This window comes from Kiloniella antarctica (assembly GCF_042682825.1).
GTDB lineage: Bacteria > Pseudomonadota > Alphaproteobacteria > Kiloniellales > Kiloniellaceae > Kiloniella > Kiloniella antarctica.
The window spans coordinates 37,169-60,700 of the sequence record NZ_JBHUII010000001.1 but is presented as its reverse complement, the minus strand read 5'-3'; the positions used below and the strand labels follow the sequence as shown (position 1 = coordinate 60,700).

23 protein-coding genes are annotated in these 23,532 nt (G+C 45.8%); 16 read left to right on the top strand and 7 right to left on the bottom strand.

Features of this window, described 5'->3' with window-relative positions; translation table 11 throughout:
• Positions 1-26 precede the first annotated feature (26 nt).
• From cobO to ACFSKO_RS00275, 3 genes are all read left to right on the top strand, one after another.
• A complete protein-coding gene (gene cobO / locus ACFSKO_RS00285; protein WP_380247167.1) occupies positions 27-671 on the top strand; it encodes a cob(I)yrinic acid a,c-diamide adenosyltransferase in 645 nt (214 codons plus the stop codon).
• Between the two features lie 276 nt (positions 672-947).
• Positions 948-1,568 carry a flavin reductase family protein gene (locus ACFSKO_RS00280; RefSeq protein ID WP_380247165.1) on the top strand — a complete coding sequence of 207 codons (621 nt, stop codon included), beginning with the start codon at positions 948-950 and terminating at the stop codon, positions 1,566-1,568.
• 40 nt (positions 1,569-1,608) lie between these two features.
• Entirely contained in the window at positions 1,609-2,367 is a 759-nt protein-coding gene (locus ACFSKO_RS00275) for a sulfite exporter TauE/SafE family protein (protein WP_380247162.1), read from the top strand.
• Here the strand turns inward: ACFSKO_RS00275 and cbiB are convergent.
• Complete coding sequence (gene cbiB, locus ACFSKO_RS00270) at positions 2,360-3,367, bottom strand: adenosylcobinamide-phosphate synthase CbiB (protein WP_380247160.1); 1,008 nt, start codon at positions 3,365-3,367, stop codon at positions 2,360-2,362. The genes ACFSKO_RS00275 and cbiB overlap by 8 nt on opposite strands.
• A gap of 123 nt (positions 3,368-3,490) precedes the next feature.
• Here cbiB and ACFSKO_RS00265 point away from each other — a divergent pair, with 123 nt between their 5' ends.
• From ACFSKO_RS00265 to ACFSKO_RS00225, 9 genes are all read left to right on the top strand, one after another.
• Complete coding sequence (locus ACFSKO_RS00265) at positions 3,491-4,552, top strand: sirohydrochlorin chelatase (RefSeq protein WP_380247158.1); 1,062 nt, start codon at positions 3,491-3,493, stop codon at positions 4,550-4,552.
• Between the two features lie 22 nt (positions 4,553-4,574).
• On the top strand, positions 4,575-5,210 hold the full coding sequence (locus tag ACFSKO_RS00260; RefSeq protein WP_380247155.1) for a precorrin-8X methylmutase: 636 nt from the start codon (positions 4,575-4,577) through the stop codon (positions 5,208-5,210).
• Positions 5,207-6,448, top strand: coding sequence for a precorrin-6y C5,15-methyltransferase (decarboxylating) subunit CbiE (gene cbiE / locus ACFSKO_RS00255; RefSeq protein WP_380247153.1), 1,242 nt, complete (start codon positions 5,207-5,209; stop codon positions 6,446-6,448). Before ACFSKO_RS00260 ends, cbiE begins: the two co-directional genes overlap by 4 nt.
• Entirely contained in the window at positions 6,438-7,145 is a 708-nt protein-coding gene (locus ACFSKO_RS00250) for a precorrin-2 C(20)-methyltransferase (RefSeq protein ID WP_380247151.1), read from the top strand. The genes cbiE and ACFSKO_RS00250 overlap by 11 nt, the downstream gene beginning before the upstream one ends.
• The gene (gene cobJ, locus ACFSKO_RS00245; protein WP_380247149.1) at positions 7,145-9,013 is read left to right on the top strand and encodes a precorrin-3B C(17)-methyltransferase; all 1,869 of its coding nucleotides are present in this window, start codon (positions 7,145-7,147) and stop codon (positions 9,011-9,013) included. The genes ACFSKO_RS00250 and cobJ overlap by 1 nt, the downstream gene beginning before the upstream one ends.
• Positions 9,010-9,828 (top strand): precorrin-4 C(11)-methyltransferase, encoded by an 819-nt coding sequence (gene cobM / locus ACFSKO_RS00240; protein ID WP_380247147.1) that lies wholly within the window; start codon positions 9,010-9,012, stop codon positions 9,826-9,828. The genes cobJ and cobM overlap by 4 nt, the downstream gene beginning before the upstream one ends.
• Positions 9,829-10,010: 182 nt before the next feature.
• A complete protein-coding gene (locus ACFSKO_RS00235) occupies positions 10,011-11,279 on the top strand; it encodes a hypothetical protein (RefSeq protein WP_380247145.1) in 1,269 nt (422 codons plus the stop codon).
• A gap of 215 nt (positions 11,280-11,494) precedes the next feature.
• A complete protein-coding gene (locus ACFSKO_RS00230; protein ID WP_380247143.1) occupies positions 11,495-12,316 on the top strand; it encodes a hypothetical protein in 822 nt (273 codons plus the stop codon).
• A 175-nt stretch (positions 12,317-12,491) separates the two neighbouring features.
• The gene (locus ACFSKO_RS00225; RefSeq protein WP_380247141.1) at positions 12,492-12,950 is read left to right on the top strand and encodes a YHS domain-containing (seleno)protein; all 459 of its coding nucleotides are present in this window, start codon (positions 12,492-12,494) and stop codon (positions 12,948-12,950) included.
• Positions 12,951-13,021: 71 nt separating this feature from the next.
• Here the strand turns inward: ACFSKO_RS00225 and ACFSKO_RS00220 are convergent, their stop codons facing one another.
• Both ACFSKO_RS00220 and ACFSKO_RS00215 read right to left on the bottom strand, forming a co-directional pair.
• The gene (locus ACFSKO_RS00220) at positions 13,022-13,615 is read right to left on the bottom strand and encodes a LysE family translocator (RefSeq protein ID WP_380247139.1); all 594 of its coding nucleotides are present in this window, start codon (positions 13,613-13,615) and stop codon (positions 13,022-13,024) included.
• A gap of 78 nt (positions 13,616-13,693) precedes the next feature.
• A complete protein-coding gene (locus tag ACFSKO_RS00215; protein ID WP_380247137.1) occupies positions 13,694-14,446 on the bottom strand; it encodes a substrate-binding periplasmic protein in 753 nt (250 codons plus the stop codon).
• A gap of 297 nt (positions 14,447-14,743) precedes the next feature.
• Between ACFSKO_RS00215 and ACFSKO_RS00210 the strand changes: the two genes are divergently transcribed.
• Positions 14,744-16,519, top strand: coding sequence for a sensor histidine kinase (locus tag ACFSKO_RS00210; protein ID WP_380247135.1), 1,776 nt, complete (start codon positions 14,744-14,746; stop codon positions 16,517-16,519).
• Between the two features lie 19 nt (positions 16,520-16,538).
• Here ACFSKO_RS00210 and ACFSKO_RS00205 read toward each other — a convergent pair whose 3' ends face one another.
• Positions 16,539-17,447 (bottom strand): LysR family transcriptional regulator, encoded by a 909-nt coding sequence (locus ACFSKO_RS00205; protein ID WP_380247132.1) that lies wholly within the window; start codon positions 17,445-17,447, stop codon positions 16,539-16,541.
• A 148-nt stretch (positions 17,448-17,595) separates the two neighbouring features.
• Here ACFSKO_RS00205 and ACFSKO_RS00200 point away from each other — a divergent pair, with 148 nt between their 5' ends.
• Positions 17,596-18,702 (top strand): NADH:flavin oxidoreductase, encoded by a 1,107-nt coding sequence (locus tag ACFSKO_RS00200; RefSeq protein WP_380247130.1) that lies wholly within the window; start codon positions 17,596-17,598, stop codon positions 18,700-18,702.
• A 20-nt stretch (positions 18,703-18,722) separates the two neighbouring features.
• Here ACFSKO_RS00200 and ACFSKO_RS00195 read toward each other — a convergent pair whose 3' ends face one another.
• The 3 genes from ACFSKO_RS00195 to ACFSKO_RS00185 form a co-directional block, all read right to left on the bottom strand.
• Entirely contained in the window at positions 18,723-18,956 is a 234-nt protein-coding gene (locus ACFSKO_RS00195; RefSeq protein ID WP_380247128.1) for a DUF2164 domain-containing protein, read from the bottom strand.
• Between the two features lie 304 nt (positions 18,957-19,260).
• Positions 19,261-20,031 carry a cobalt-precorrin-6A reductase gene (locus ACFSKO_RS00190; RefSeq protein WP_380247126.1) on the bottom strand — a complete coding sequence of 257 codons (771 nt, stop codon included), beginning with the start codon at positions 20,029-20,031 and terminating at the stop codon, positions 19,261-19,263.
• Between the two features lie 11 nt (positions 20,032-20,042).
• A complete protein-coding gene (locus ACFSKO_RS00185) occupies positions 20,043-21,134 on the bottom strand; it encodes a cobalt-precorrin-5B (C(1))-methyltransferase (RefSeq protein ID WP_380247123.1) in 1,092 nt (363 codons plus the stop codon).
• A gap of 130 nt (positions 21,135-21,264) precedes the next feature.
• Between ACFSKO_RS00185 and cobA the strand changes: the two genes are divergently transcribed.
• Both cobA and ACFSKO_RS00175 read left to right on the top strand, forming a co-directional pair.
• The gene (cobA, locus tag ACFSKO_RS00180; protein ID WP_380247121.1) at positions 21,265-22,113 is read left to right on the top strand and encodes a uroporphyrinogen-III C-methyltransferase; all 849 of its coding nucleotides are present in this window, start codon (positions 21,265-21,267) and stop codon (positions 22,111-22,113) included.
• Positions 22,110-23,447, top strand: a complete 1,338-nt coding sequence (locus ACFSKO_RS00175) for a cobyrinate a,c-diamide synthase (protein ID WP_380247119.1) — start codon at positions 22,110-22,112, stop codon at positions 23,445-23,447. The genes cobA and ACFSKO_RS00175 overlap by 4 nt, the downstream gene beginning before the upstream one ends.
• Positions 23,448-23,532 lie beyond the last annotated feature (85 nt).

Below are 23,532 nucleotides of genomic sequence, written 5' to 3'. Positions count from 1 at the left end.
TTTAAATACGACTTGGGAGAGTATTGATGAGCGAAGCAGAAAAAGACCAAGCCGCCGCAGACTTTGATCGGGCGAATGAGAAATCACGAAAACGCAAAGCTGCCCGTGATAAAATGTTGTCGAGCAAGGTGAATGAAAAAGGCTTGCTTATTGTTCATACCGGTAAAGGTAAAGGAAAGTCGACAGCGGCTTTTGGTTTGGCGACGCGCGCTGTGGGTAACGGCATGAAAATTGGCGTTGTCCAGTTTGTGAAAGGTAAATGGGAAACTGGTGAAAAATATGTTCTCGAAAAATTCCCTGAACAAGTAGATATGTATGCTCTCGGGGAAGGTTTTACTTGGGATACTCAAGATCGCGGCCGAGATATAGCGGCTGCAGAAAAGGCCTGGGCAAAATCAAAAGAAATGATTGATGCTTGCCGTGGTGATGACCCCAAATATAATATGATTGTTTTGGATGAACTCAATATTACTTTACGGTACGACCATCTTAATCTTGAGGAGGTTATTGATTTCCTCGAGGATAAACCGGAAGATCTCCACATCGTTGTTACTGGGCGTAATGCCAAAGAAGAAATGATCGAAATTGCAGACCTTGTCACAGAAATGACTTTGGTGAAGCACCCCTTCCGCGATCAAAATATTAAAGCACAGCGCGGTATTGAATTTTAAGTTCTTCGCATAAGAGATCTGAATTTTGGTGAAGAATTGTAAAGGGCGGTTATTCCGCCCTTTACCTGTTTAAAGGACAGGTTCGGGGTTACCTTTTTCATGACGATAGGCCCAATGTAGGGCTAATTCTTTAACTTTTTCATATTTCTTAAACGACGCGCCCCAAATGAAGTATTCTTCAAAACAAAGCTTTAGATTTGTGCCTGAAAGTCTTATTCTATCAGTGTCATAATTACCTTCAAAATCGAGTGTTTTGAAGAGATTCGGAGTTGTTTTATGTTTATTATTCCCGGTAAGCACCAGGAGCAGGGCTTGTCATATAATCCTTTCAAAGCGTGTGTTCTGCCACGACCGATCGCCTGGATTTCCACTCAATCGGCTGAAGGAATATGTAATCTCGCTCCCTATAGCTTTTTCAATGCTTTTTCAGATGATCCTGCGATTATCGGGGTGGGTATTGCCCCTGATAGTCGGGAAGAAGGTGTAAAGGATACGTTACAGAATATTTTGGAAACTAAAGAGTTTGTTTTTAATCTGGTGTCCTGGGAACAGCGCACGGCCATGAATGAAAGCTCGAAACCTGCGCCGGCTGACGTGGATGAATTTGAGGCTGCTGGCTTGGAAAAGTTATCGTGTAACTTCATTAAACCATATCGGGTCAAGGGGGCACCTGTCCACTTTGAGTGCAAGCTCTTTAAAACCGTTGATCTTCCTGAGAATGATGCGGGGGAACACTACACTTTGGTGTTGGGCGAGGTTCTCGGAATACACATTGAAGAAGCGTATTTAACCGATGGTATGGTCGATGCCACCAAGATGCAGCCATTAGCGCGGTTGGGGTATCAAGATTATGCAGTGGTCAAGGAAGTGGTTCAGCTGGTCCGACCAACGGCTTGAAAAGCGCCGTCGTTAATTTGAGGATCTGGGGGAAATATTTTTGGAATTACTAATTGAACAGGTCCAGCTTGATCGCATCGACCTATTTTATGTGTTGGTTTGTGGTCTTATAGCGGGGCTGTGCCGTGGCTTTGCTGGATTTGGACTATCTGCTCTGATTGTGACATCCATGACCCTTGTGCTCTTGCCAAAAGAGGTTGTGCCAATAGCTCTCTTGCTTGAGATGTTGTCGAGCCTTGTTATGGCTAGAATGACTTGGTCGGCGATCCACTGGTCTTTATTGCGATGGTTGCTTGTCGGTGCTGCGATTGGTGTGCCGCTGGGCGTTTTACTACTGAAATTTGTGCCCGCAGATCCTCTCCGGATTATTATTTCTATTGCAGTATTAACAGCAAGTTTGGTGCTGTTTTTTGGGCGCCATTTTCGATTAAAAGAAAGTACTCCAAAAAATCTTTCTGTTGGACTGATATCTGGTGTCGCTAATGGTGCGGCGTCTCTTGGTGGCTTACCTGTTGCGATATACATGATGGCTGCAGCTCTCCCCGCTGAAGCGGTTAGGGCAACATTGAATCTTTATTTTCTGTTTCTTGATGCTTATGGCACAGGCGCATTGTTTTTTGCCGGGCTCGTGGATCAGGTAACACTTGCACGTTCGGTTCTTTTGATTGTCCCTGTTATATTTGGCATATACGTCGGCAATAAAATCTTTCAACGTAGTTCTGCTACCCACTATCGTTACGTGGTTTTAACACTTTTGATGGCGTTGTCGATCAGTGGTTTGGTGAAGTCGTTTATATAAAACGCTGAACTGCATCTGGAATGAAAAATAAGATTCCCAAAGCTCCGAGCATCCAAATACCTGCACAGATGTAAAGCTTCAAGGCTTGATAAACGTCTCTTGAGGTCAGATCGCTTCGTCCGCCTTCACCCATCCAAGGATCATCCACTGTATATCCTGGATAGGTCCTTGGTCCTGCGAGGGCAAAGCCGAGGGCGCCTGCTACGGCGGCTTCTTGCCAGCCAGCATTCGGAGAGCGATGTTGTCCTGCATCTCGCAGCATGACTTTTAAACCTCGTATACAAGACGCTCCTGGTACAAATAGAGCCGCAAGAACATAAAACAATCCAGCCAGCCTAGCGGGGATCAGGTTGACGAGATCATCTAGTCGGGCTGCAAATTTTCCAAAGGCTTCATAGCGGTCGTTTCTATGACCGATCATGCTATCCAATGTATTGATGGCCTTATAGGCACAAAGTCCGGGGAGGCCGAAAAGGGTGAACCAAAAAACGGGGGCCACCACACCATCTGAAAAGTTCTCTGCCATGCTTTCTATAGCAGCACGGCAAATTCCGGCTTCGTTCAAACTTTCGGGATCGCGGCCAACGAGGTGGCTAATGGCTGCACGCCCTTCAGTTAAGCCATGGGCTAACTCTTTGGCAACATTAGCGACTGCTGTGCCCAATCCGCGATAGGCAATCAGGCTGGATGCAAGAATGGATTCGATGATCCAGCCATGAGAGACTTGCCCCAACGTACGCGAGAGTATAAGACCGAGAGCAGAGGTCAAAGAGATGATGCTAAGTGTTAAAACAGCGCCAAGAAAGATCTTCGTGATACGGATGTCTTTTGAGCGATTTAACCAGGTTTCACCAAGCTCTATGGCTTTGCCGATCACGACGACGGGGTGAGGGATATAGCGATATAACCAAGCCGGATCACCGATCACAATATCGATAAGAATTGCGGTGATCAGCGTTAGGATTGGTAAAAAAAGCGGTTCTTGGACCAAATACGACATCAACATGGCGCGAGAATGTTAGTACTCTTGTTACAGGTCAAGTACTCGTATGCGAGATTGTGTATAAAGACTATCATAGTAACGCCGCTCTGTTGCTAAAAATATATGGATGAGGTGAGTATAATGGCCGAGAATGGTCCTAAAATTGGTGTAATGGTTTGTGGACATGGCAGCCGTGATGAAGGCGCCGTTCATGAGTTTGCCTCTGTTGCTCGTGGTATTCGTGAGCGCTTGCCTCAATATGAAGTTGATAGCGGTTTTCTGGAGTTTGCGACCCCGATTATACGTACAGGGTTGGATAATCTCCGTGAATCAGGTCACGATTTGGTATTGGCGATTCCTGGGATGCTTTTCGCAGCAGGCCATGCCAAAAATGATATTCCTTCTGTTCTTCGCACCTATGAGGCCCAAAATCCAGGTATGAAGATTGAGTACGGTCGTGAGTTGGGTATTGATACGAAGCTTATCAAAGCGGCTGCTGCGCGCATTCAAGAAGCTGTTGATGTTGCCAATAAAACTATTGGAGAAATGCCACTTAGCGAAACCATGTTGATGGTGGTTGGTCGCGGTGCATCTGATCCGGATGCCAATTCCAACGTGAATAAAGTTATGCGCCTTCTTTGGGAAGGTTTCGGCTTTGGCTGGGGCGAAGTTTGTTATTCTGGGGTGACCTTCCCATTGGTTGAACCCGGTTTAGAACATGCATCCAAACTAGGATATAAGCGTATTATCGTTTTCCCATATTTCCTGTTCACAGGGATTTTGGTGAAACGAATTTATGATTACACCGATGTGGTTGCTGAACGTCACCCTGAAATTGATTTTGTAAAAGCACCCTATCTTTCTGATCACCCTCAGGTTCTTGATGCTTTTGCTGATAGGGTACAAGAAATTCTCGACGGCGAGAATGTTATGAACTGCAAACTCTGCAAATACAGGGAGCAGGTTCTTGGGTTTGAGGCTGAAATTGGCTTACCACAAGAAAGCCATCACCATCACGTTGAAGGTATCGGTACAGGTGATGCGAAAGCTCATGACCACAGCCATGATCACAGCCATGACCACAGCCATTCTCACGATCATGGTCATGGACATTCGCATGATGATCATCATCACCATCCTTATCCACACGCGGACCACCCGCTTGGTCCGGTAACGATGGCTAAGGACGAATCCAACTCTTAAAAGCAGTATGACGGGATGCTCCATGACGGTTGAATATGATTACATTCGAGATCCACAAGAGATCTACCGCCAATCTTTTGCACAGATAAAAGCTGCTGCTGATTTTGGGTCGATGCCTGCTGATATTGCTGATATTGCTGTGCGTGTTATTCATGCCTGCGGTATGCCTGAAGCCGTAGATGAATTGGCGTGGAGTAATGATGTTGCTATCAAAGGTCGCGAAGCTTTAAAGGCGGGAGCAAAGATTATTGTCGACTGTCGGATGGCACGCGATGGTATTATTCGCAACCGTTTGCCCGCCGATAATGAAATCCTCTGCCCACTGATTGATGCGCGTGTTCCCGAGATTGCAAAAGAAATTGGTAATACCCGATCTGCCGCCGCTGTAGAATTGTGGAAAGAGCATCTGGAAGGCGCTGTTGTTGTTATCGGTAACGCGCCCACGGCTTTGTTCAGGCTTCTTGAGGTTCTGCATGCCGGTGCACCGAAGCCCGCAGCGATACTCGGATTTCCGGTGGGGTTTGTCGGTGCTGCGGAATCAAAGGAAGCGTTGATTGAAGCGGACATTGGTGTGCCCTTTATGACTTTACGAGGACGCCGGGGTGGTTCCGCGATCGCGTCGGCGGCTTTAAATGCTGTGGCAAAGGATAACCAATGAGTGATACTGCCTGGCTGACAATACTTGGTATCGGAGAAGAAGGGCTAGATAGTCTGACGCCTGTTGCGCGGTCTCTTCTTGATCAAGCGACTGTGTTGGTAGGTGGTGAACGTCATCTCTCTATGTTTAGTTTTTCAAAAGATGATAAACGCGAACAGATCGTTTGGGGAACGCCTTTTTCTGCAATGGTGGACAAAATTTTAGCACGTCGCGGTGAAAAAATTTGTATTCTCGCCTCAGGTGATCCCATGTGCTTTGGCGTAGGGGCGACTTTTGCGAAGCGGCTGCCACCCGAAGAAATGTATGTGGTTCCGGGAATTTCATCTTATTCTTTGGCATGTGCTCGTCTTGGGTGGGCGATGATGGATGTGGATCTGTTCACGTTACATGGACGCCCTCTAAGTTTGATGCATAGTCACATTCAGCCGGACGCTCGATTGTTGATGCTCAGCGAGAATGCAAAAACCCCAAATGAGGTCGCCGATCTTTTAACTGACCGTGGTTTTGGTGATAGCAAGATTACAGTGCTTGAGCATATGGGCGGAACCAAAGAGCGTATCGTTGAAGGCGTTGCCTATTGCTGGAGTCATCCTGTTGGCGCTGATCTCAATACCATTGCGGTGGAATGTATCCCAACTCACAGAGCTGATGTTCTCCCCGTCACGCCAGGCTTGCCAGATGATGCCTTTGTGCATGACGGGCAATTGACCAAGAGGATTATCCGAAGTGCTACTTTGGCAGCGCTTGTGCCCTTGCCGGGGCAAATGCTTTGGGATCTTGGCGCTGGTTGCGGATCAGTCTCGATTGAATGGATGCGTTCTGCACGCGGGGCAAAAGCTATAGCAGTAGAGCGCCAACCAGATCGGGTGTCGATGATCGCGGCTAATGCGCAAGCACTCGGGACGCCGTATCTTTCCATCAAAGAGAAAACCATTCCCGAAGCTTTGGATGAATTCGCAAAAGAAGGCGATCGCCCTGATGCTATTTTTGTCGGTGGTGGCGCAACATCGGACGATTTGTTTGATCGGTGTTGGGCAGTTTTGAAACCGGGTGGTCGCTTTGTGGCAAATGTTGTAACGCTTGAAGGTGAGAGCAAACTTTCTGAATGGCATAAAAAAGTAGGTGGAGAGCTGAACCGGATTTCGGTAAGCCATGCTTCTCCTATTGGGCCTTATCATGGCTGGCGGCCAGCCATGCCTGTAACACAGTATGTAGTGACGAAAAGATATGACGGGTAAATTATACGGTGTCGGGATTGGTCCCGGTGATCCTGAACTTTTGACTTTAAAAGCTCTGCGTTTGATCCAAGGTGCTCCGGTCCTTGCCTACCCAGCACCTGATGTTGGCGATAGCTTGGCACGTTCCATTGTGGCCGAGCATCTTCCCGGCGGGCAGACTGAATATCCTATCCGTATTCCGATGGTGACCGAACGTTTCCCGGCACAGGATGTTTATGACAAAGCGGCCAAGGATATCGCCGAGTTTCTTGATGCGGGTCAGGACGTCGTTGTTCTTTGCGAGGGTGATCCCTTCTTCTATGGCTCTTTCATGTACTTGTTTGGGCGCATGATGGAAGGTTACGAAGTTGAAGTCGTTCCCGGCGTTTCTTCTCTTATGGCCTGTTCTGCTATGGTTGGTGCTCCTTTAGCGGCGCGTAATGATGTCATGACCATCATCCCCGGGCCCGTTGACGCCGATATTATGAAGCAACGCCTGCGCAACGTGCAGGCCGCAGCGATCATCAAGGTTGGTCGCCATTTTGAGAAAATCCGAAACATTCTCGAAGAACTGGATCTGGTTGACTGCGCCCGTTATGTGGAACGCGCGACCATGGAAAATCAGAAAGTTATGCCGCTAAGCGAAGTTGGCGATGCCAAAGCGCCTTATTTTTCAATGATATTGGTCCACAAACGTGGTGAGGCCTGGACACTGTAATGACCCAAAAATTTGATCACTCTCCCGCCTTTGTTGCTCTCACTGCAGAAGGCGCCAAACTTGCCACCAGACTTCGTGACGCCTTTGGTGCTGGTGAAGTTCATGGTCGCACTGGACGTGTTGAAGGCGTGGACGTCTCCTTTGATGAAACTATCACCCATCTCCAATCCTTGTTCCGAGAAGGTCGCGCGATCGTCGGTATCTGTGCTGCTGGTGTTTTGATCCGCGGCTTGTCACCTTTACTAGCTGATAAACGTGCCGAGCCTCCTGTTCTTGCTGTTGCTGAAAACGGCTCTGCCGTGGTGCCTCTTTTGGGTGGCCATCACGGGGCCAATGATTTGGCAAAGGTCTTGAGCGAAAAGCTTGAAGTATCAGCCTCGATCACAACGGCTTCCGATAATCGCTTTGGCATCGCGCTCGATAATCCTCCTGCGGGTTGGAAGCTTGGTAATCCTGGTGATTACAAAGATTTTATCGCGGCGGTATTGGCTGGAGCGTCAGTCAAACTGAACGGCGAAGCCGAATGGGTAAAAGCGGGTAATCTACCGATTTCTGATAATGGTGCGTTGACCCTTACGGTCACTGAAAAAGCCGTTGCAGGTTCCAAGACCGAACTTGTTCTCCACCCTGCGACCCTTTCTCTGGGCGTTGGTTGTGAACGCAATGCCGACGCACAAGAGCTATCAACACTGGTTCATGAAACATTGAAGATTGAAGGCCTGTCGCCTAAAGCTGTTGCGGGCGTTTTCTCCATTGATGTGAAGGCAGACGAAACCGCGGTTCAAGCGCTTGCGGCTGAACTGGATGTGCCCGCGCGTTTCTTTGCTGCGGCGGAACTTGAAGAACAAACACCGCGTTTAAAAACACCATCAGACATCGTCTTTGCAGAAGTCGGTTGTCATGGTGTGTCCGAAGGATCTGCGCTGACAGCAGTTGGTTCAGAGGGCAAGCTTCTCGTTGCCAAAAACAAATCCAAACGTGCGACCTGTGCGATTGGTCAATCGTCGAATGTCATTGAAACATCTACTTTGGGTCAAGCACGCGGAAAGCTCTTCGTTGTTGGTCTTGGCCCCGGTGATCAGTGTTGGCGTGCGCCGGAAGTTGATCGTGTTGTCCGCGGTGTGACTGATCTCGTTGGTTACCATCTCTATCTTGATTTGCTCGGCCCGCTGGCAGAAGGAAAAGACCGCCACGGGTATGAATTGGGCGAAGAAGAAATGCGTGTTCGTATCGCATTAAACCTTGCTGCCGAGGGTCGTTCCGTGGCGCTGGTTTGCTCCGGTGATCCCGGTATTTATGCCATGGCGGCGTTGACTTTTGAGCTTCTTGATCGGGGTGAACGCGCGGACTGGAACCGGGTGGATATCAAAGTCACGCCGGGAATTTCTGCCCTGCAAGGTGCATCTGCGCGTATTGGTGCACCCCTTGGCCATGATTTCTGTACCATCTCACTGTCTGATCTTCTGACCCCTTGGGAAGCGATTGAAAAGCGCCTTAACGCTGCCGCTCAAGGCGACTTCGTTATTGCGTTCTATAATCCAGTATCCCGTCGTCGGACCAAACAGTTGGCAACAGCCGTAGAAATTTTGCTCCAGCACCGCCCGGCGGATACGCCTGTTATGCTAGGTCGTAACTTGGGCCGTGAAGGCGAAAGCATGACGGTGTTGCGTCTTGATGAGTTGACGCCGGATCAGGTTGATATGTTGACCGTAGTTCTAGTGGGATCTTCGACGTCTCGTAAGATTGAAAAATCAGACGGCACCTGCTGGGTTTACACCCCGCGCGGCTATGAAAAAAAAGCGCACCTCTACGAGAATTTCGATGAGACCGGCGAAGTAAAACAAATTAACGAGGAAACCGCAGCATGACCGTTTATTTTATTGGTGCCGGACCTGGCGCGCCTGATCTCATCACCATCCGTGGCCGAGATCTGATCGCGAAAAGCCCTGTTTGTCTCTATGCCGGATCTTTGGTGCCCGAAGGTGTTATCGACTTTGCACCCGAAGGAGCATTGATCAAAGACACCGCGCCGATGAATCTGGACGAGATCATTGATGATATGATCGAAGCTCACAAGCAAGGCAAAGACGTTGCCCGTGTTCACTCTGGTGATCCGTGTCTCTATGGGTCGGTTGCCGAGCAAATGCGTCGCCTTGATCAGCACGGCATCGATTACGAAGTTGTGCCGGGTGTTTCTGCCTATGCTGCCGCATCAGCTGTAATCCAGAAAGAGCTGACCCTGCCAGAAGTCAGCCAGTCCATCATCCTGACCCGGACCTCTATGAAGTCCTCAGGTATGCCCAACAATGAAGACCTCGATACCTTCGGAAAATCTGGTGCAACGCTTGCGATCCATCTCTCCGTACGTAACCTGAAACACGTACAGGAAACTCTGATCCCGCATTACGGTGAAGATTGTCCTGTAGTTATAGCTTACCGCGTGACCTGGCCCGATGAGTTAATCATTCGCTGTACCTTGAAAGACGTCCGTGAAAAGGCACGCGAAGCCAAAATTACTCGTACGGCCTTGATTCTTGTTGGGCACGTACTGGCAGATGACAAAGACTTTATCGACAGTAAACTTTATGACCCTGATTTCGTTCACGTCCTACGTCTCGGCAAAAACAAGAAAAAAGCCGCCGAAGTAGAACGCGTTGCAAACATTCCCGGCGGCCTCGACTGACAATTATCAGGATTAAGTTTGGAACTGAGTATAAGAGAGGCCCTTGTGCCTCTCTTTTTTTTGTACAAAAATAAAGACTTAAGGTGAACATAAAAAATAATTGAACCTTGTGCTGTTGTGCCCCGGCTAATCCTTCAAGAGCAGCAATTTGCTGTAAGTAGATTTAACTTGAGGTGACAGTAATGAAGACGATTAAAAATCTTGTTCTGACAACAAGTGTTCTGGCAATTACAGCTGCGGCTTTGAACCCTGCGGCCTATGCAAACTCTCCTCGGAATAACTCCGATTACATTGAAGATGTGACCTTGTCGGTGGACGGGATCAATCTCAATATGATTGAGTTGAAAAACATGTCTTCTTCTAAGTTAGTGAATAAGGCCAATATTCAACCCGTAAACAGCGTTATGAATATTCCCCTGAAAGGTTTTGTCCAGTGCATCAAGGATAAGAAAATCGATTTTAGCAAAGCAACAATGTATTTCGGTTCAGCTCATCGGCAGGGGAACAAAATTGTTCCTGTTAACGCGATTTATGAAGATAACTATCATCCGACTTTCAAAGGCTGGACAGGGCTTCTTGGTGGCTGGATTGCCGAGGCTGGAAATTATCAACCTTTTGAGGTTCCGTTGGCGAACATAAAAAACGGTCATCCTACTGTGCGCGTTGACCCGGTTGAAGAATTCAACAAGAAGTTGGAAGACTATGTAAAGGGGGGAGGAACCGAGTTGGAGTTTCTCAGAGAAGACCAGTTATTCAGCGTGCCGCGGCTTGTAACCCTTGCTGGTTATTGCAGTAAAGGGGCTGTTCATAAGGGCGGATATGCAACGACAATGGTTCCGATCAGCATAAAATATAAGGGAGATCCTGATCTGGTGAAACCTTCCCCAGCTCAGGTTTCAAAAAATAATTTTGCCGCAAAGTTTGCACTAACTGAAACGAAGGTTTCACCGCACGTCAAAAATTATGTAGGGCAATGTCCTGTTGATCTTGGCTTTCGGTTAACTTTTAAGGCACAGGGCAAGGGTACAGTTAAGTACCGGATGGTTAATGAAGGGGGTGCAAAAGGTCCTATCAATACTGTGAGCTTTAATAACGATGGTCTAAAGACCATTGACTTTACAAGACACATCTCAGAGCCAAAGGGTGGAAAACTGGGTAAGTTGGCTATTGAAAATCCACAACAAGCTGGGAATTTAAATAATTTCGAAGTGGCGGCGAGCGACAAAAAGCATGGCTCTTGGAAAGTAGAAGTTGTTGAACCAGCTAATGGTAATTCCGATGAAAGTTTTTACAGCTGGAAATGTAAAGCAGAACCTAAATTCAAAGGAGTCGGAACTTTTACGCAACCGCCAGAAAAAGTGAAAATCAATAAGATAAAAGCCATGCCTGTAGATCCGAAACCTGAACCCAAACCGATTATGAAGCTACAAGGAACGTTACCAGCTAACTGACGTAAGTAAGCTGATCGTTATATCCAAAAGGAGAGACGTTGGATTTCGTCTCTCCTTTTTTATGGTCTTCGAGTTTTGCTTTCCAGTAACCATAATAATGTCATTTTTAATATGTACCTGATTAATTATGGAGAAATGTTTTATGATTTAATTAAAAGGCGGAATACAAAGTTTCTATTTGATGTCATAAACAAATTGGTGCCGACGAAAGAAATATGATTTTTCGATTTCTCCTGCACTCTTTTATTATTCTATTACTTACGGCGGTTACACAGATCGGCGGGGTGGCCTATATGGGGGCAATAGGTCTCACGCGGTTCATTCCAAGGATCGCAAAATGCAGTATCATTTATCGGGCAGTCCTTTTTCTCGGTCTTTATGCTGGCTTGTGGAGTGTGGCTTTATTTGTTGCACCACAATTTGGCCGGGTTGCTCTGCCTTGCCATAGTGTAGATACTTCACAGATTATGGTTCAGTCGCCGCTTTATTGTGCGATGAACAGGCAGTATGTCAGCCCGGAGCTGTTCGAGACCGGAAATGCGTTGGCCGCCTACATGAATACAGAATACCCAGACACGCAGACAATGGCGCTGGATGCCAATTTTCCGTTTTTTGATGGATTTCCTTTGTTGCCGCACTTATCACACGACGATGGGCGCAAGCTGGATATCGCTTTTTATTATCGAACGGAAAATGGTAAATACGCTTTAGGAAAAACCAAATCTCCTATTGGCTATTGGGCGTTCGAACAGCCGCGTGCGGGCTCTTTTCAACCTTGTGCAAGGCACAAAGATATCTTGAGTTTACGTTGGAGTATGGAGTGGTTTCAGCTTTTTCTCAAGGATTATAGACTTGATGAAACCCGAGCCTCAGCAGCTTTGAGCTGGCTGTCGACGCACGGGAAAAAGCATGGTGTGTCGAAGGTTCTTATTGAACCTCATCTTGTGCAACGTCTTGGATATTCAGGGAAGAACATTCGTTTTCAAGGTTGCCAGGCAGCTAGGCATGATGATCACATTCATCTGCAAATCAATTGACGCTTAGATTTGAGTAGATATTTATGACCTCTCTGTTTTGTGAAAGGAAGGGGTGATAATTTGTTTTTACTAAATCGATATATTCTTCAAAGTGGTGGGTGCATAAACTCAGGTTGGTTATGAGAAGAGTATAATTCATGTTTTCAGTAAATATTTTCAAAATGGAGTTTTGTTGATGCTTACTCGGAGGTTTTTTTTAGTTGTTGGTGCTTTATTTGGTTTAAGGGCAATTGTTCCTTTGAACGTCTTGGCATCAGAGCCTATGATTTATTCTAACTCGGCAACGGGGATTGCGATCAATGGGTTTGATCCTGTGGCTTACTTTACTGATGGTAAACCTGTAGAGGGGATGGCAGAGTTTTCGGCTCAATGGAAAGAAGCAACGTGGCATTTTTCATCTAAAGAAAACCGTGCAGTATTTTTAGCTACACCAGAAAAATATGCGCCGCAATATGGGGGGTATTGTGCTTTTGCCATGAGCTATGATGCCTTTGCTACAACCGTACCGGAAGCCTGGTCTATTGAAGATGGGAAGCTCTATCTTAATTTTTCAAAAGGTGTGCGAGGTGATTGGCTTAGAGATAAACAAGAACACATTATTAGCGCCAATGATAACTGGGCTGCAAAATTCTAAGAGTAGTTGATACCGATACCTATCTGATTGATAAACTTGAGCATGATTTTTCTCATGTGAAAATTTTGAGCTTAAATCACGGCAGCAGAAAACACTGATAAAATCAGAAGTATAGCAAATGAGATATTTATATTTCGGCTGATGCGTGGTCGCTTTAATAAGGGCGTTAGGGCTGCGCCGATAAAAAGCCAACTGATATTCACGGTACAGATAACGATTAACAACACACTCGATTTTAAAATGCTATCAAGTAAGAGATCGTCAGTGACAAGGACAAAACTAGAGAATAGAGCTGCAATTGCTGCGTATGCCTTGGGGTTAAGTAATGAGAGGATCGTTCCTTCAATCCATTCTGGTGCCTTTCCGGTATTTGAATCTTTGGTTAATGGAGGGGCTGTTGAAATTCTGTAAGCAAGATAGAAGAAATAAATTCCGGCTATAACTGTAATAATTGGTGAAGCACCGGGTATGGTTAAAAGTAGTCCAGATACGCCTGATCCCGTAATGATGATGACCAATACCATCCCAATGTTGAGCCCACCCATATAACGTAATCCGCGTTGTTTCCCAAAGGATGCACCTACAGCGGCAAGACTAAGCGTGTTCGGCCCAGGGCTTCCCGTGAGAGCAAAAGCTGCGAGGATAAAGCCGAGTATTGTCTCCAAGAACATCATTCTCTTTTCGGGAATATATAGTTTTAAGGAAAATGAGGTATTGAAAAATCTGGATGGTAAATGAATTGATTAGTTTATTAAACTATCAGACACGTTCGTTACGCCATAAGATGCTACAATTTCGTCATAACGTCCTGAGTTTTTTAATTCTTTCAGAGCAATGTTGAAACTGTCGCAAACATCTTGCCTCAAAAATACCGATTGAAACCGGCTGGGAGGAAATATTTCGTGATAGGTGACTTCTGGAGCTTTTTTGATTGTTTTCAGAACTTCGGGACTACGGTTAAACCATTGAAAGATAAATTGATCTGCGATCACGACTTCGACTCTTTTTGAGAAAAGTAGCTTGTTCTGACTACTCTGGTCACCGATTTCCTTATAAAGTTTATTGCCATGTGTCATCTGTCTATAGTCTTCGCCAAGATAGTTGCGGGCGTTTTGGAACGCCATAATAGTTCTACCCTTCAGATCTTTTATACTGTCGATCTGGATATTATTCGACGAGAGGGTGATGGCATAGTTCCAATAGGTGATATGAGTGTTTGTATAGCAACCAGGCAGGTCTGTTAAGCCAGTGGACATTATGCCATCGACCTGGCCGGATCGGAGTTCTGCAAGAGTACGGGCGAGAGGAACATATCTCGGGACCATTTCATGGCCTGCTAAAGCAAGAGTTTCCTTAAGAATATCGTATTCTATACCCCGAGCTTCGTCCCTTATAACATAAGGAGGAATCCAAAGACCAACGGCTATCTTTAGTTTGTCAGCAAAAACTTCTGAACTGAAAAATAACAATATGAGGCTAAGGAGGTATTTTTTCATTACTGGTACTACGATCTATAACTAAATTTATCTGACTGGTATTATAAGGGAGCAATTATATAAAATTCCTTAAATTGAGAATCGTCGATAGGTTAGCCCTTGGGGGGTATTCAGCTTATGGTTGATGTTAGAAGTTTTTATTCTTTAAAAATAGATCTCTTAATCTGAAGAAAAATCTGAATATGTCGACATCATTTTTTAATTGGTAAAGCCAGTTCTTGTCCTTCGCCGAAGAAGCAGATAAAACCTCAAGAAATGATGGTGTTTTAGTGTGGTAGCAAGGGCGCGAAACAAGTAATGCATTGGTGGAAAAATCCTCATTCGGTCCGCGGACCCCTTATTGTAACTGTTGGTTTGATCCTGATGGTGGGGTTTCTTATTACCAATATTTTGAGCTACCAAATCTCAAAAAATAGTCTTCGGAAAGCCCTCATTAACAATGAACTCCCCTTAACCAGTAATAATATTTATTCTGAGATTCAGCAGGATTTATTGCAGCCTGTTTTTGTGGCTTCGCTGATGGCCAATGATATATTTGTCAAAGACTGGTTGCTTGACGGTGAACGTGATGTTGAAAAAATCGCTCAATATCTTGATGAAATTCGTAATAAGTATGGGCTTTTTACCAGTTTTCTGGTTTCTGAAAAAACAAGAAATTATTATCATTTTAAAGGACTTACCCAATCTGTTTCCGAAACAGATGAAAATGATCAATGGTTCTTTCGCGTTAGAGAGAACAAGCTGCCTTATGAATTGAACGTGGATCATAATGAAGCTCAGGGGAATACGACGACCATTTTTATCAACCATAAAATATTTGGTTATGACGATCAATTCTTGGCTGCTATTGGCGTTGGTTTGAAACTGGACACTGTAGCCGGGATAGTTGAGCGGTATGAAAAAAGTTTTGGACGTAACGTATATTTCGTTGATGAAAATGGGAAAATACTTGTGCGCTCTCTTGGAGCTACGATAACCGAGGAAAGTATTGTCACAGCTGGTGGCATATCCAAAATTTCGGCTGACATCATGGCTGATAAACGTGGAGTTTATGAGTATAAGCGTGATGGGGAAGTAATGTTGCTTAATACGCGTTACATTCCAGAACTTGGATGGCGGGTTATTGTTGAGCAAGAAGAAGCTCAAGCATTGAGTGCTATCCGAAATGGCTTAATGACTAATACTATTATTGGTGTCGCAGTCATTCTAGTTACTCTTTTTGTTGTTTTTTATGCGCTGAAAGCCTTCCACTCACGTCTAGAGATGATGGTTTTGGAGGCTAAAATGTCTCAACGGCAGCAGGAAAAACAAGCATCAGAATTAGCTGAATTAGCCGAGCAGGGCGCTATCCTCAACAAACAACTCAAATACGAAGTTGGCGTGAAGAACCGATTTTTCTCGATTATTTCCCATGACTTGAAAAGTCCCTTCACTTCTTTACTTGGTATGACCCATCTGATGGCCCAGATGTCAGCGAATATGAACAAAGACAAATTGGTTGAGTATGCGCAAGATGTGAACAAGACCGGAAATAGAGTTTTTGACCTTCTCCAAAATTTGTTGGAGTGGTCACGATTGCAGATGATGGAAAATACCATGGAGAAAGAAATTGTCTCTTTGGAAAAAATTACACAAGAGAATCTAGATATCCTTGCGCCTATTGCTTTAGACAAGGGGGTCACATTAATAAATACGGTTGGTGACCTCGAAGTTTTTTGCGATAGGAACATGGTCTTAACAGTTTTGCGAAACCTGATAGCCAATGCACTAAAGTTTTCCCGCTCTGGTGGTTCGGTAGAAATCTTTGCTGTACCCAAGGGGAATATGATTGAGGTCATGGTGTCAGATACGGGGATTGGTATGAGCGCAGAAAGAATGGCTAAAATTTTTGCGTTGGATGAAAAAACATCAACTGATGGCACTGCAGGAGAGCAGGGAACAGGTTTAGGGCTTCCGCTTTGTTATGATTTGGTTGCGCGTAATGGCGGCGAAATTTGGGTTGAAAGTACTCTTGGAAAAGGCTCTGTATTTCATTTCCTTTTACCGGCCGAATACTTGGAAATGAGTGGTTAATTCGACGTAATTTGATAATTCAGGCAGAGATTAGTTTTTGCAAGGATGTGATTATAAACTCTGAAAACAACCGGGCACGAGTGGGTTGATAACGATCATCCGCACGCAGTAAATAAAGATTGAAAGCCTCAAATTCTGCATCTTGGATAAGAGGAACAAGTAGGCCTTCGCTCATCTCGTTACGAATGATAAAGTCTGGTAAGTAGCCAATACCTGAGCCAGATAGAAGGGCGTCCTTAATCAAGGGACTACTATTGACGGAAAGATGAATGTTCGGTCGGACCTTAATCTCTTCCTCGCCCTGTTTGAAATTCCATTGATCTGGTTCTGAAAACCAGCTGTAAACCAGACATTGATGTTTTGATAAGTCGTCCAGCTTATTCGGCGTTCCATGTTCTTTTAGATAAGTTGGAGAGGCGCAGAGAATACGTTGTATGGTTCCAAGGTTTCGAACGAGTATACGACTGTCTTTCAGATCCTTGGTGATGCGGAAGACAAAGTCAAAATCTTCACTTTGCAAGTCAACAAAACGATCATTTACGGCGACATCAAGTTTGATTTTTGGATAAAGTTTCCCAAACTCGGCCAAGATATGCCCCATGCCGTAGATCGCCAGAATTTGAGGAACAGCAATTTTGATTTTACCGTTTGGAATCTGGGTCTCGTCACTTAACCGTTCTTTTAACCCCTGAAGCTCTTCCATCACCCTTCCGGTTGAATCGTAACATATCTGACCCGCTTCAGTTAGCCTAAGATGTCTGGTTGATCGGATGAAAAGGGTTGATCCAAGTGAGGTCTCAAGCTTTTCAACGTTCTTGGCTGTCCACGCGACTGATATTCTAAGCTCCTTTGCTGCGCGAGTGAAGTTGCCGGTTTCAACCACCTTTTTAAAAATCCGCATGCATTCAACAATATTGATCCCGGTCATTTTTATTCCTAAATGAATTGCTGAATTAGTTTACATATTTTGCCATATATACATATGAATTGGAAATACTACATAACTTCCCTCAAGAGAAATTATTGTTTGATCTATACGGACAAGACTCTGAATTGAATTTACAAAGGAAGTTATGATGACACCGACAAAACTATTTGAACCCCAAAAATTGGGAAAAATTACTCTCTCTAACCGTTTGCTTGTGGCTCCCTTAACCCGGACCAGTGCTGAGGCAGATGGACGTGTTGGTCCTTTAATGACGAGCTATTACACAAATTTTGCCAAGGGGGGATTTGGGGCGGTTATTACGGAAGGCACCTATACCGATCAGGCCTATAGCCAGTGTTATGTTAATCAGCCAGGTATCACATCCGTTGCGCAACAGGAGAGCTGGCGACCCGTGGTGGAAGGGGTGAAGTCTCATGGATCTAAAATCATCATGCAACTGATGCATGGTGGTGCCTTGTCCCAGTGCAACATCTATAAAACGGAAACCTGCGGGCCTTCTGCGGTTTTACCCAAAGGCACCCAGATGACTGTCTATCGGGGGCTGGGCAAATATAAGTTGCCTAAAGAAATCACAAGGTTTGAAATTGAACAAGCTATCGAGGGTTTTGTATTGTCAGCACGACGGGCAAAGGAGGCCGGATTTGATGGCGTTGAGATCCACGGGGCCAATGGTTATCTACTGGATCAATTTTTGACCAACTACACCAACAACCGCACGGATAGCTATGGTGGCTCCGTTGCCGCAAGGGTGCGACTGGCCAAGGAGATCGCTGTGGCGGTTCGCGGGGAAGTTGGATCAGATTTTGTTGTGGGCTTGCGGATTTCTCAGGGCAAGGTCAATGACTTTGAACACAAATGGACTGGGGGTATTGATGATGCCAAGATTATTTTTGGCGCTTTGTCCGATATTGGTCTCGACTATATCCACACCACTGAATTTGAAGCGGACCAACCTGCTTTCGGAAAGGGAGAGACCCTGTCTGCCCTAGCCAAGAGATTTTCAGTATTGCCCGTTATCGCCAATGGATCGTTACACGAAGCTAACCGGGCTGCTGCTTTGCTGGAAAGTGGGGGCGCAGATTTTGTTTCCCTTGGTCGCGGGGCCATCGCAAACAGCAACTGGCCGAACCTAACCCGCGAGAACTTGTTGCCCAGAGATTTTGATCCTGAAATATTGACCCCGTTTGCCGATTTGAATAATGCACAAATGTTTGAAGAAAAAGTGCGGGCGTAATCCAATATTTCCAAGGGGGCCTAGTCATCGGGTTCGTGGAATTCGGTGTCCAGGTCTTCTATTTTTTCGGCCATATATTTTTGGGCGTCTGCGATACCTTGATTGTATTGTGAAGGTCCAATCTTCTTGAGCATGAAGTTCACAATTTCCTCAGCGCGGAACGCACTCATGTTTTCGTCAAACTCTGAATAGAAAAAATTAACGAGGTCTTGGGCGATTTCAGCTTTTCGTTCGTCATCAAGTTTTATGCGCATTGAGTTGGTCTCGACTAAAGGGGAGGGACAAGGTTTTATAAATTCTGTCAAGTCGTGATCTTTGAGAAACAGGCTTATTCTAAGCTTTCTTGCTTTCTGGCAATGAGACGTAATGCTCTGAAAATTATCCTTATATTCAGTTACAAAGTTTAATTTTCCCGCTTTTATATAGGAGCCCATTTGTTTGTACTAATTATCAGCGAAGCAATCTTCGGTGAGTGCCCAGTCAAAACGTGGAGAGACAGAAGGATAATATGAAAACAGGGGTGAGACGACATAATGTTATTTTCGTCGTTACTCCCAGTTACCTGTTTGGTTTTGTCATATTTAGAGAAGTGAGCCAATCATGAACTTTGCCAAGGCTCTGAACGATAGAGGATGGAGGCAGCGCTGGACGAGAAATCATAAGGACGGGAATATTGCAAATTCTCGCGGCTTTTAATTTTGCAGCAGTTGCTTCGCCTCCGGAATTTTTACTGACGATCATATTGATCGAATGATTACGAAGGAGTTTAATTTCATTTTTCAGAGAAAAGGGGCCGCGTTCAAATCGGATTTTCAGGTTGTCGGGGAGCGGGTTTATATCAGGGGTTTCAATCATCCGTGCCACATAATGATGTTGAGAGATAGCTGTGAAATTCTGGAGTTCTTTTTGCCCTGTGGTGAGAAAAATGTGGAGAGGTAGTTTTATGTTCCGAATATGATCCAGAGCGGTTTCTATGTTAGGTACTTTGATCCAGTTGTCTACTGGGGTTTCCAACCATTCGGACCGGTTCAGAATGATGTGGGGGAGATACAAGTCCTGACAGCCCTTAAAAGCGTGGGCGGTCATTGTTTCGGCAAAGGGATGAGTTGCATCAATAACAGCTGAAATTTGATTTTTTTTCAGATACTCTTTAAGTCCTTCAATACCTCCAAAGCCACCTATTCGCTCTTGTCCGAAAACCGGTTTACGCTTGGTGGTAACTCCTGCACGAGAAGTGATGATGTCAAAATGAGGATCTTTTGCTAGAAACTCGGCAAGGTTGTTTGCCTCTGTCGTGCCGCCCAGGATGAGAATAGTTTTTTTTGACAAAGAACGGCTCATTATTTTGCGATAGAACTGCGGGCGACAATATTACCGGGACGGTCAATGATTATGACATCAACCTGAGTCTTGCCGTTAAGGATTTTCAAGGCCTCATCTCTTGCAAGGTGAGCTATCTTCTCTGCTAGAGGAATGTTTTCCTCTAGGCAACGAACAAGAACTTGATTGGCCGTGTTTGCAGTTTTGGCTTCTTCAACAACATGTGTTGGAGCATTGAGTTCTTGTAACCGTTCTGCAAGCCAGAACATATCTACCTGACTTCGACCTGAATGCAAATCTCGGTGTCCCATGGCAAGTTTTGTTAGTTTTCCAAAACCTCCGCCAATAGTCAGTCGTGGAACGGGGTGTTCGCGCAGATATTTGAGCATACCACCAGCAAAATCACCCATGTCGAGCATGTCACTGTCTTCCAGTCCATAGAGATCCATGACTGCTTTTTCAGAAGTCGAACCTGTACAGCCAGATACGTGTGAGCGCCCTGTAGCGATGGCGACATCAATGCCCCGGTGGATGGAGTGAATCCAGGATGAGCAGGAAAAGGGTACAACAACACCTGTTGTACCGAGAATCGAAAGTCCACCGAGAATACCAAGGCGCGGATTCCAGGTCTTGGTTGCTAAGGCTTCTCCGTCGGGGATCGATATCTCTATAACGACATCTCCAGTTCCACTGTGTTCTTTAGCGACCTCTGCGATGACCTCTGCCATCATTCTACGAGGAACCGGATTGATTGCAGGTTCTCCTGCTGGAATAGGGAGACCTGGCTTGGTCACCATGCCGACACCTTCGCCAGCGTGAAAGACTATGCCGCTTCCAGGCAGGCCACGACTGACCCGTGAAATTATAGTAGCTCGATGAGTGACATCAGGATCGTCACCTGCATCCTTGACGATAGCGGCCATGGCTGTGGTATCGTTTATTTCTTCCCTGCAAAGAGGAAAAGCAGGTTGCTCTCCTTTTGGCAGAGTTATAGTAACAGGATCGGGAAAGTGGTTGGTTAAAAGAGCTGTATAGGCTGCCTTCGTTGCTGCAGTGGCACAAGCGCCAGTGGTCCAGCCTCTTTTTAATTTTCCTTCGGGTTTTCGAGCCATGATTGCTATATACTAAATTGTTATTTTAAAGTTCGTTTGGCTTAATCTTTAGGGGTTTTCAAATTAACCCCGTAACACAAGTTTTGTTATACCGTAAGAGCGAAGCTACACGAGAAGGACAGTGTGATAAATGGATAAACTGCCTCTAGATCTACCTGAGTTTCAAGCCGGTTGGGTTTGGCTTGTTGGTGGTGGGCCGGGAGACGCGGGTTTGTTGACCCTTTACGCCTTGCATGCTTTGAGATCAGCTGACGTGTTGATTTATGACGCCTTGGTTGGTGATGATGTCCTTAAGCTTGCGAGAGAGGGCTGTGTTCTCGAATATGCAGGTAAGCGCGGGGGTAAACCGTCATCGAAACAGGCGGATATTTCTCAACGTCTGATCCAACTCGCCCGAGAAGGTAAACGGGTCCTACGCTTAAAAGGTGGTGATCCTTTTGTTTTTGGCCGAGGGGGGGAGGAAGCGCTTGCTCTCGTAGCTGGAAATATTCCGTTCCGCGTTGTTCCAGGCATTTCCAGTGGTATTGGGGGACTTGCTTACGCAGGAATTCCCGTAACACACCGCGATTGTAACTCAGCAGTGACATTTCTTACGGGGCATAATGCCAGCGGTATTGTCCCAGATAACATTAACTGGGCCGGGCTTGCACAAGGTTCTCCCGTGATTGTTATTTATATGGCGATTAAGCATTTGGGTGATATTGCGCAAAAATTAATGATAAACGGTCGTTCCGCAGATGAGCCTGTTGGTATTGTCAGCCGGGCATCTACTCCAGCTCAACAAGTACTTGAAACGACGCTGGGAACCTGTGTTGAAGATGTCGCTCGAAGTGGAATTGAGCCGCCAGCTCTTGTTGTCGTAGGGGAAGTCGTTCGGTTGCGTTCAGGATTGGATTGGATGGGGGCCATTGACGGTCGGGTTTTAACATCAGATCCTCTTAATATTAAAGATCAATCGGATAAGGTGGTGAGCGCTTGAATATCGAAGACAGTGACGTGACACAAAATTCCCCTCGGGGTCTTATTATTGCGGCTCCATCGTCTGGAAGCGGCAAAACGACACTCACACTGGCTCTTCTTCGATATTTTAATAACAACAACATACGGGTCGCACCGGTTAAAATTGGACCGGATTATATCGATCCTGCTTATCATGCTGCCGCCGCGGACCGACCTTGTTATAATCTAGATCCCTGGGCGATGCGTAATGAAAGCTTGTCGTCTGTTATTACCCATGCAGGTCAAGGAGCGGACGCCATCCTGGCCGAAGGGGTTATGGGACTTTTTGATGGCGCTGCCGGAGGTGCAGGGTCAACAGCTGCACTTGCCAAAAAAACGGGCTGGCCCATTATTCTGGTCATTGACGTGAAAGGGATGTCAGCCTCTGCTGCAGCAATTTTGCACGGGTTTTCATCTTTTGACCCTGAAATCTCCATTGCTGGTGTGATCTTTAATCGCGTTGGTTCTCTGCGCCATGTTTCTCTTTTGAAAGAAGCGTGTGAACCCTTGGGCATACCAGTACTTGGTTATCTCAAAAGACAGGATGAAATGGTGTTGCCCAATCGGCATCTTGGTCTTGTCCAAGCCGTAGAGCATAAAGAAATTGATCTCTATCTCGACAATGCCGCAGAACAGGTTGGATGGGATGTTGATTGTGAAAAACTCTTGGCATTGGCGAAACCTACATCTCATCCGTCCACAGAACTCACTGCTTTTGTTCCTCCAATTGGACAACGAATTTCCGTAGCACTGGATGTTGCTTTTTCATTTATCTATCCGGCTCTGCTTGAGGGATGGCGCTCGGCAGGGGCTGAGCTTAACTTCTTCTCTCCGCTTGATAATGAAAAGCCAGACCCCAAATCCGATGCAATTTACCTTCCCGGAGGATACCCAGAATTACACGTGGGACAATTGGGCGCTAATTTACGATTCCTGGTGGGTTTACGGGCTGCGGCTAATAAAAACTCTACGATCTATGGTGAATGTGGTGGGTACATGGTCTTGGGAAAAGGGCTAATAGACGCGCAGGGAGATCATCACGAAATGGCCGGATTACTTCCGGTGGAGACGTCGTTTCTTGTTCGAAAAAGATCACTGGGGTATCGAAAAGTCAAAACACTCGTCGAAAGTCCGCTTGGCCCAAAAGGGCAGAGCTATCGCGCACACGAATTTCATTATTCTACGGTTGTGAACAGCGAGGGAAATCGACGCCTTTTTGATGTTACGGATGCCAGTGATGATGATATCGGGCAGGTTGGATGTCAAAACGGGTCTGTTATTGGTTCCTATATCCATTTGATTGATAAGGCATAAAAAGAAACTTGGTACTCCTCTCGAAGCTGTGTTGCCGTAAAATAGAGTAAATCTGCTATACTCTTGTAAAAGTAGTTAATTAGGC

Excerpts from the sequence above, each read along its gene's own strand:
- ACFSKO_RS00265 (WP_380247158.1), top strand. The coding sequence starts at position 3,491 with ATGGCCGAGAATGGTCCTAAAATTGGTGTAATGGTTTGTGGACATGGC.
- ACFSKO_RS00200 (WP_380247130.1), top strand. The coding sequence starts at position 17,596 with ATGACACCGACAAAACTATTTGAACCCCAAAAATTGGGAAAAATTACT.
- cobJ (WP_380247149.1), top strand. The coding sequence starts at position 7,145 with ATGACCCAAAAATTTGATCACTCTCCCGCCTTTGTTGCTCTCACTGCA.
- ACFSKO_RS00205 (WP_380247132.1), bottom strand. The coding sequence starts at position 17,447 with ATGACCGGGATCAATATTGTTGAATGCATGCGGATTTTTAAAAAGGTG.
- cobO (WP_380247167.1), top strand. The coding sequence starts at position 27 with ATGAGCGAAGCAGAAAAAGACCAAGCCGCCGCAGACTTTGATCGGGCG.
- ACFSKO_RS00195 (WP_380247128.1), bottom strand. The coding sequence starts at position 18,956 with ATGCGCATAAAACTTGATGACGAACGAAAAGCTGAAATCGCCCAAGAC.
- ACFSKO_RS00250 (WP_380247151.1), top strand. The coding sequence starts at position 6,438 with ATGACGGGTAAATTATACGGTGTCGGGATTGGTCCCGGTGATCCTGAA.
- ACFSKO_RS00260 (WP_380247155.1), top strand. The coding sequence starts at position 4,575 with ATGACGGTTGAATATGATTACATTCGAGATCCACAAGAGATCTACCGC.
- ACFSKO_RS00215 (WP_380247137.1), bottom strand. The coding sequence starts at position 14,446 with ATGAAAAAATACCTCCTTAGCCTCATATTGTTATTTTTCAGTTCAGAA.
- cbiE (WP_380247153.1), top strand. The coding sequence starts at position 5,207 with ATGAGTGATACTGCCTGGCTGACAATACTTGGTATCGGAGAAGAAGGG.
- cobM (WP_380247147.1), top strand. The coding sequence starts at position 9,010 with ATGACCGTTTATTTTATTGGTGCCGGACCTGGCGCGCCTGATCTCATC.
- ACFSKO_RS00280 (WP_380247165.1), top strand. The coding sequence starts at position 948 with ATGTTTATTATTCCCGGTAAGCACCAGGAGCAGGGCTTGTCATATAAT.
- ACFSKO_RS00235 (WP_380247145.1), top strand. The coding sequence starts at position 10,011 with ATGAAGACGATTAAAAATCTTGTTCTGACAACAAGTGTTCTGGCAATT.
- cobA (WP_380247121.1), top strand. The coding sequence starts at position 21,265 with ATGGATAAACTGCCTCTAGATCTACCTGAGTTTCAAGCCGGTTGGGTT.
- ACFSKO_RS00230 (WP_380247143.1), top strand. The coding sequence starts at position 11,495 with ATGATTTTTCGATTTCTCCTGCACTCTTTTATTATTCTATTACTTACG.
- ACFSKO_RS00225 (WP_380247141.1), top strand. The coding sequence starts at position 12,492 with ATGCTTACTCGGAGGTTTTTTTTAGTTGTTGGTGCTTTATTTGGTTTA.
- ACFSKO_RS00210 (WP_380247135.1), top strand. The coding sequence starts at position 14,744 with ATGCATTGGTGGAAAAATCCTCATTCGGTCCGCGGACCCCTTATTGTA.
- cbiB (WP_380247160.1), bottom strand. The coding sequence starts at position 3,367 with ATGTCGTATTTGGTCCAAGAACCGCTTTTTTTACCAATCCTAACGCTG.
- ACFSKO_RS00185 (WP_380247123.1), bottom strand. The coding sequence starts at position 21,134 with ATGGCTCGAAAACCCGAAGGAAAATTAAAAAGAGGCTGGACCACTGGC.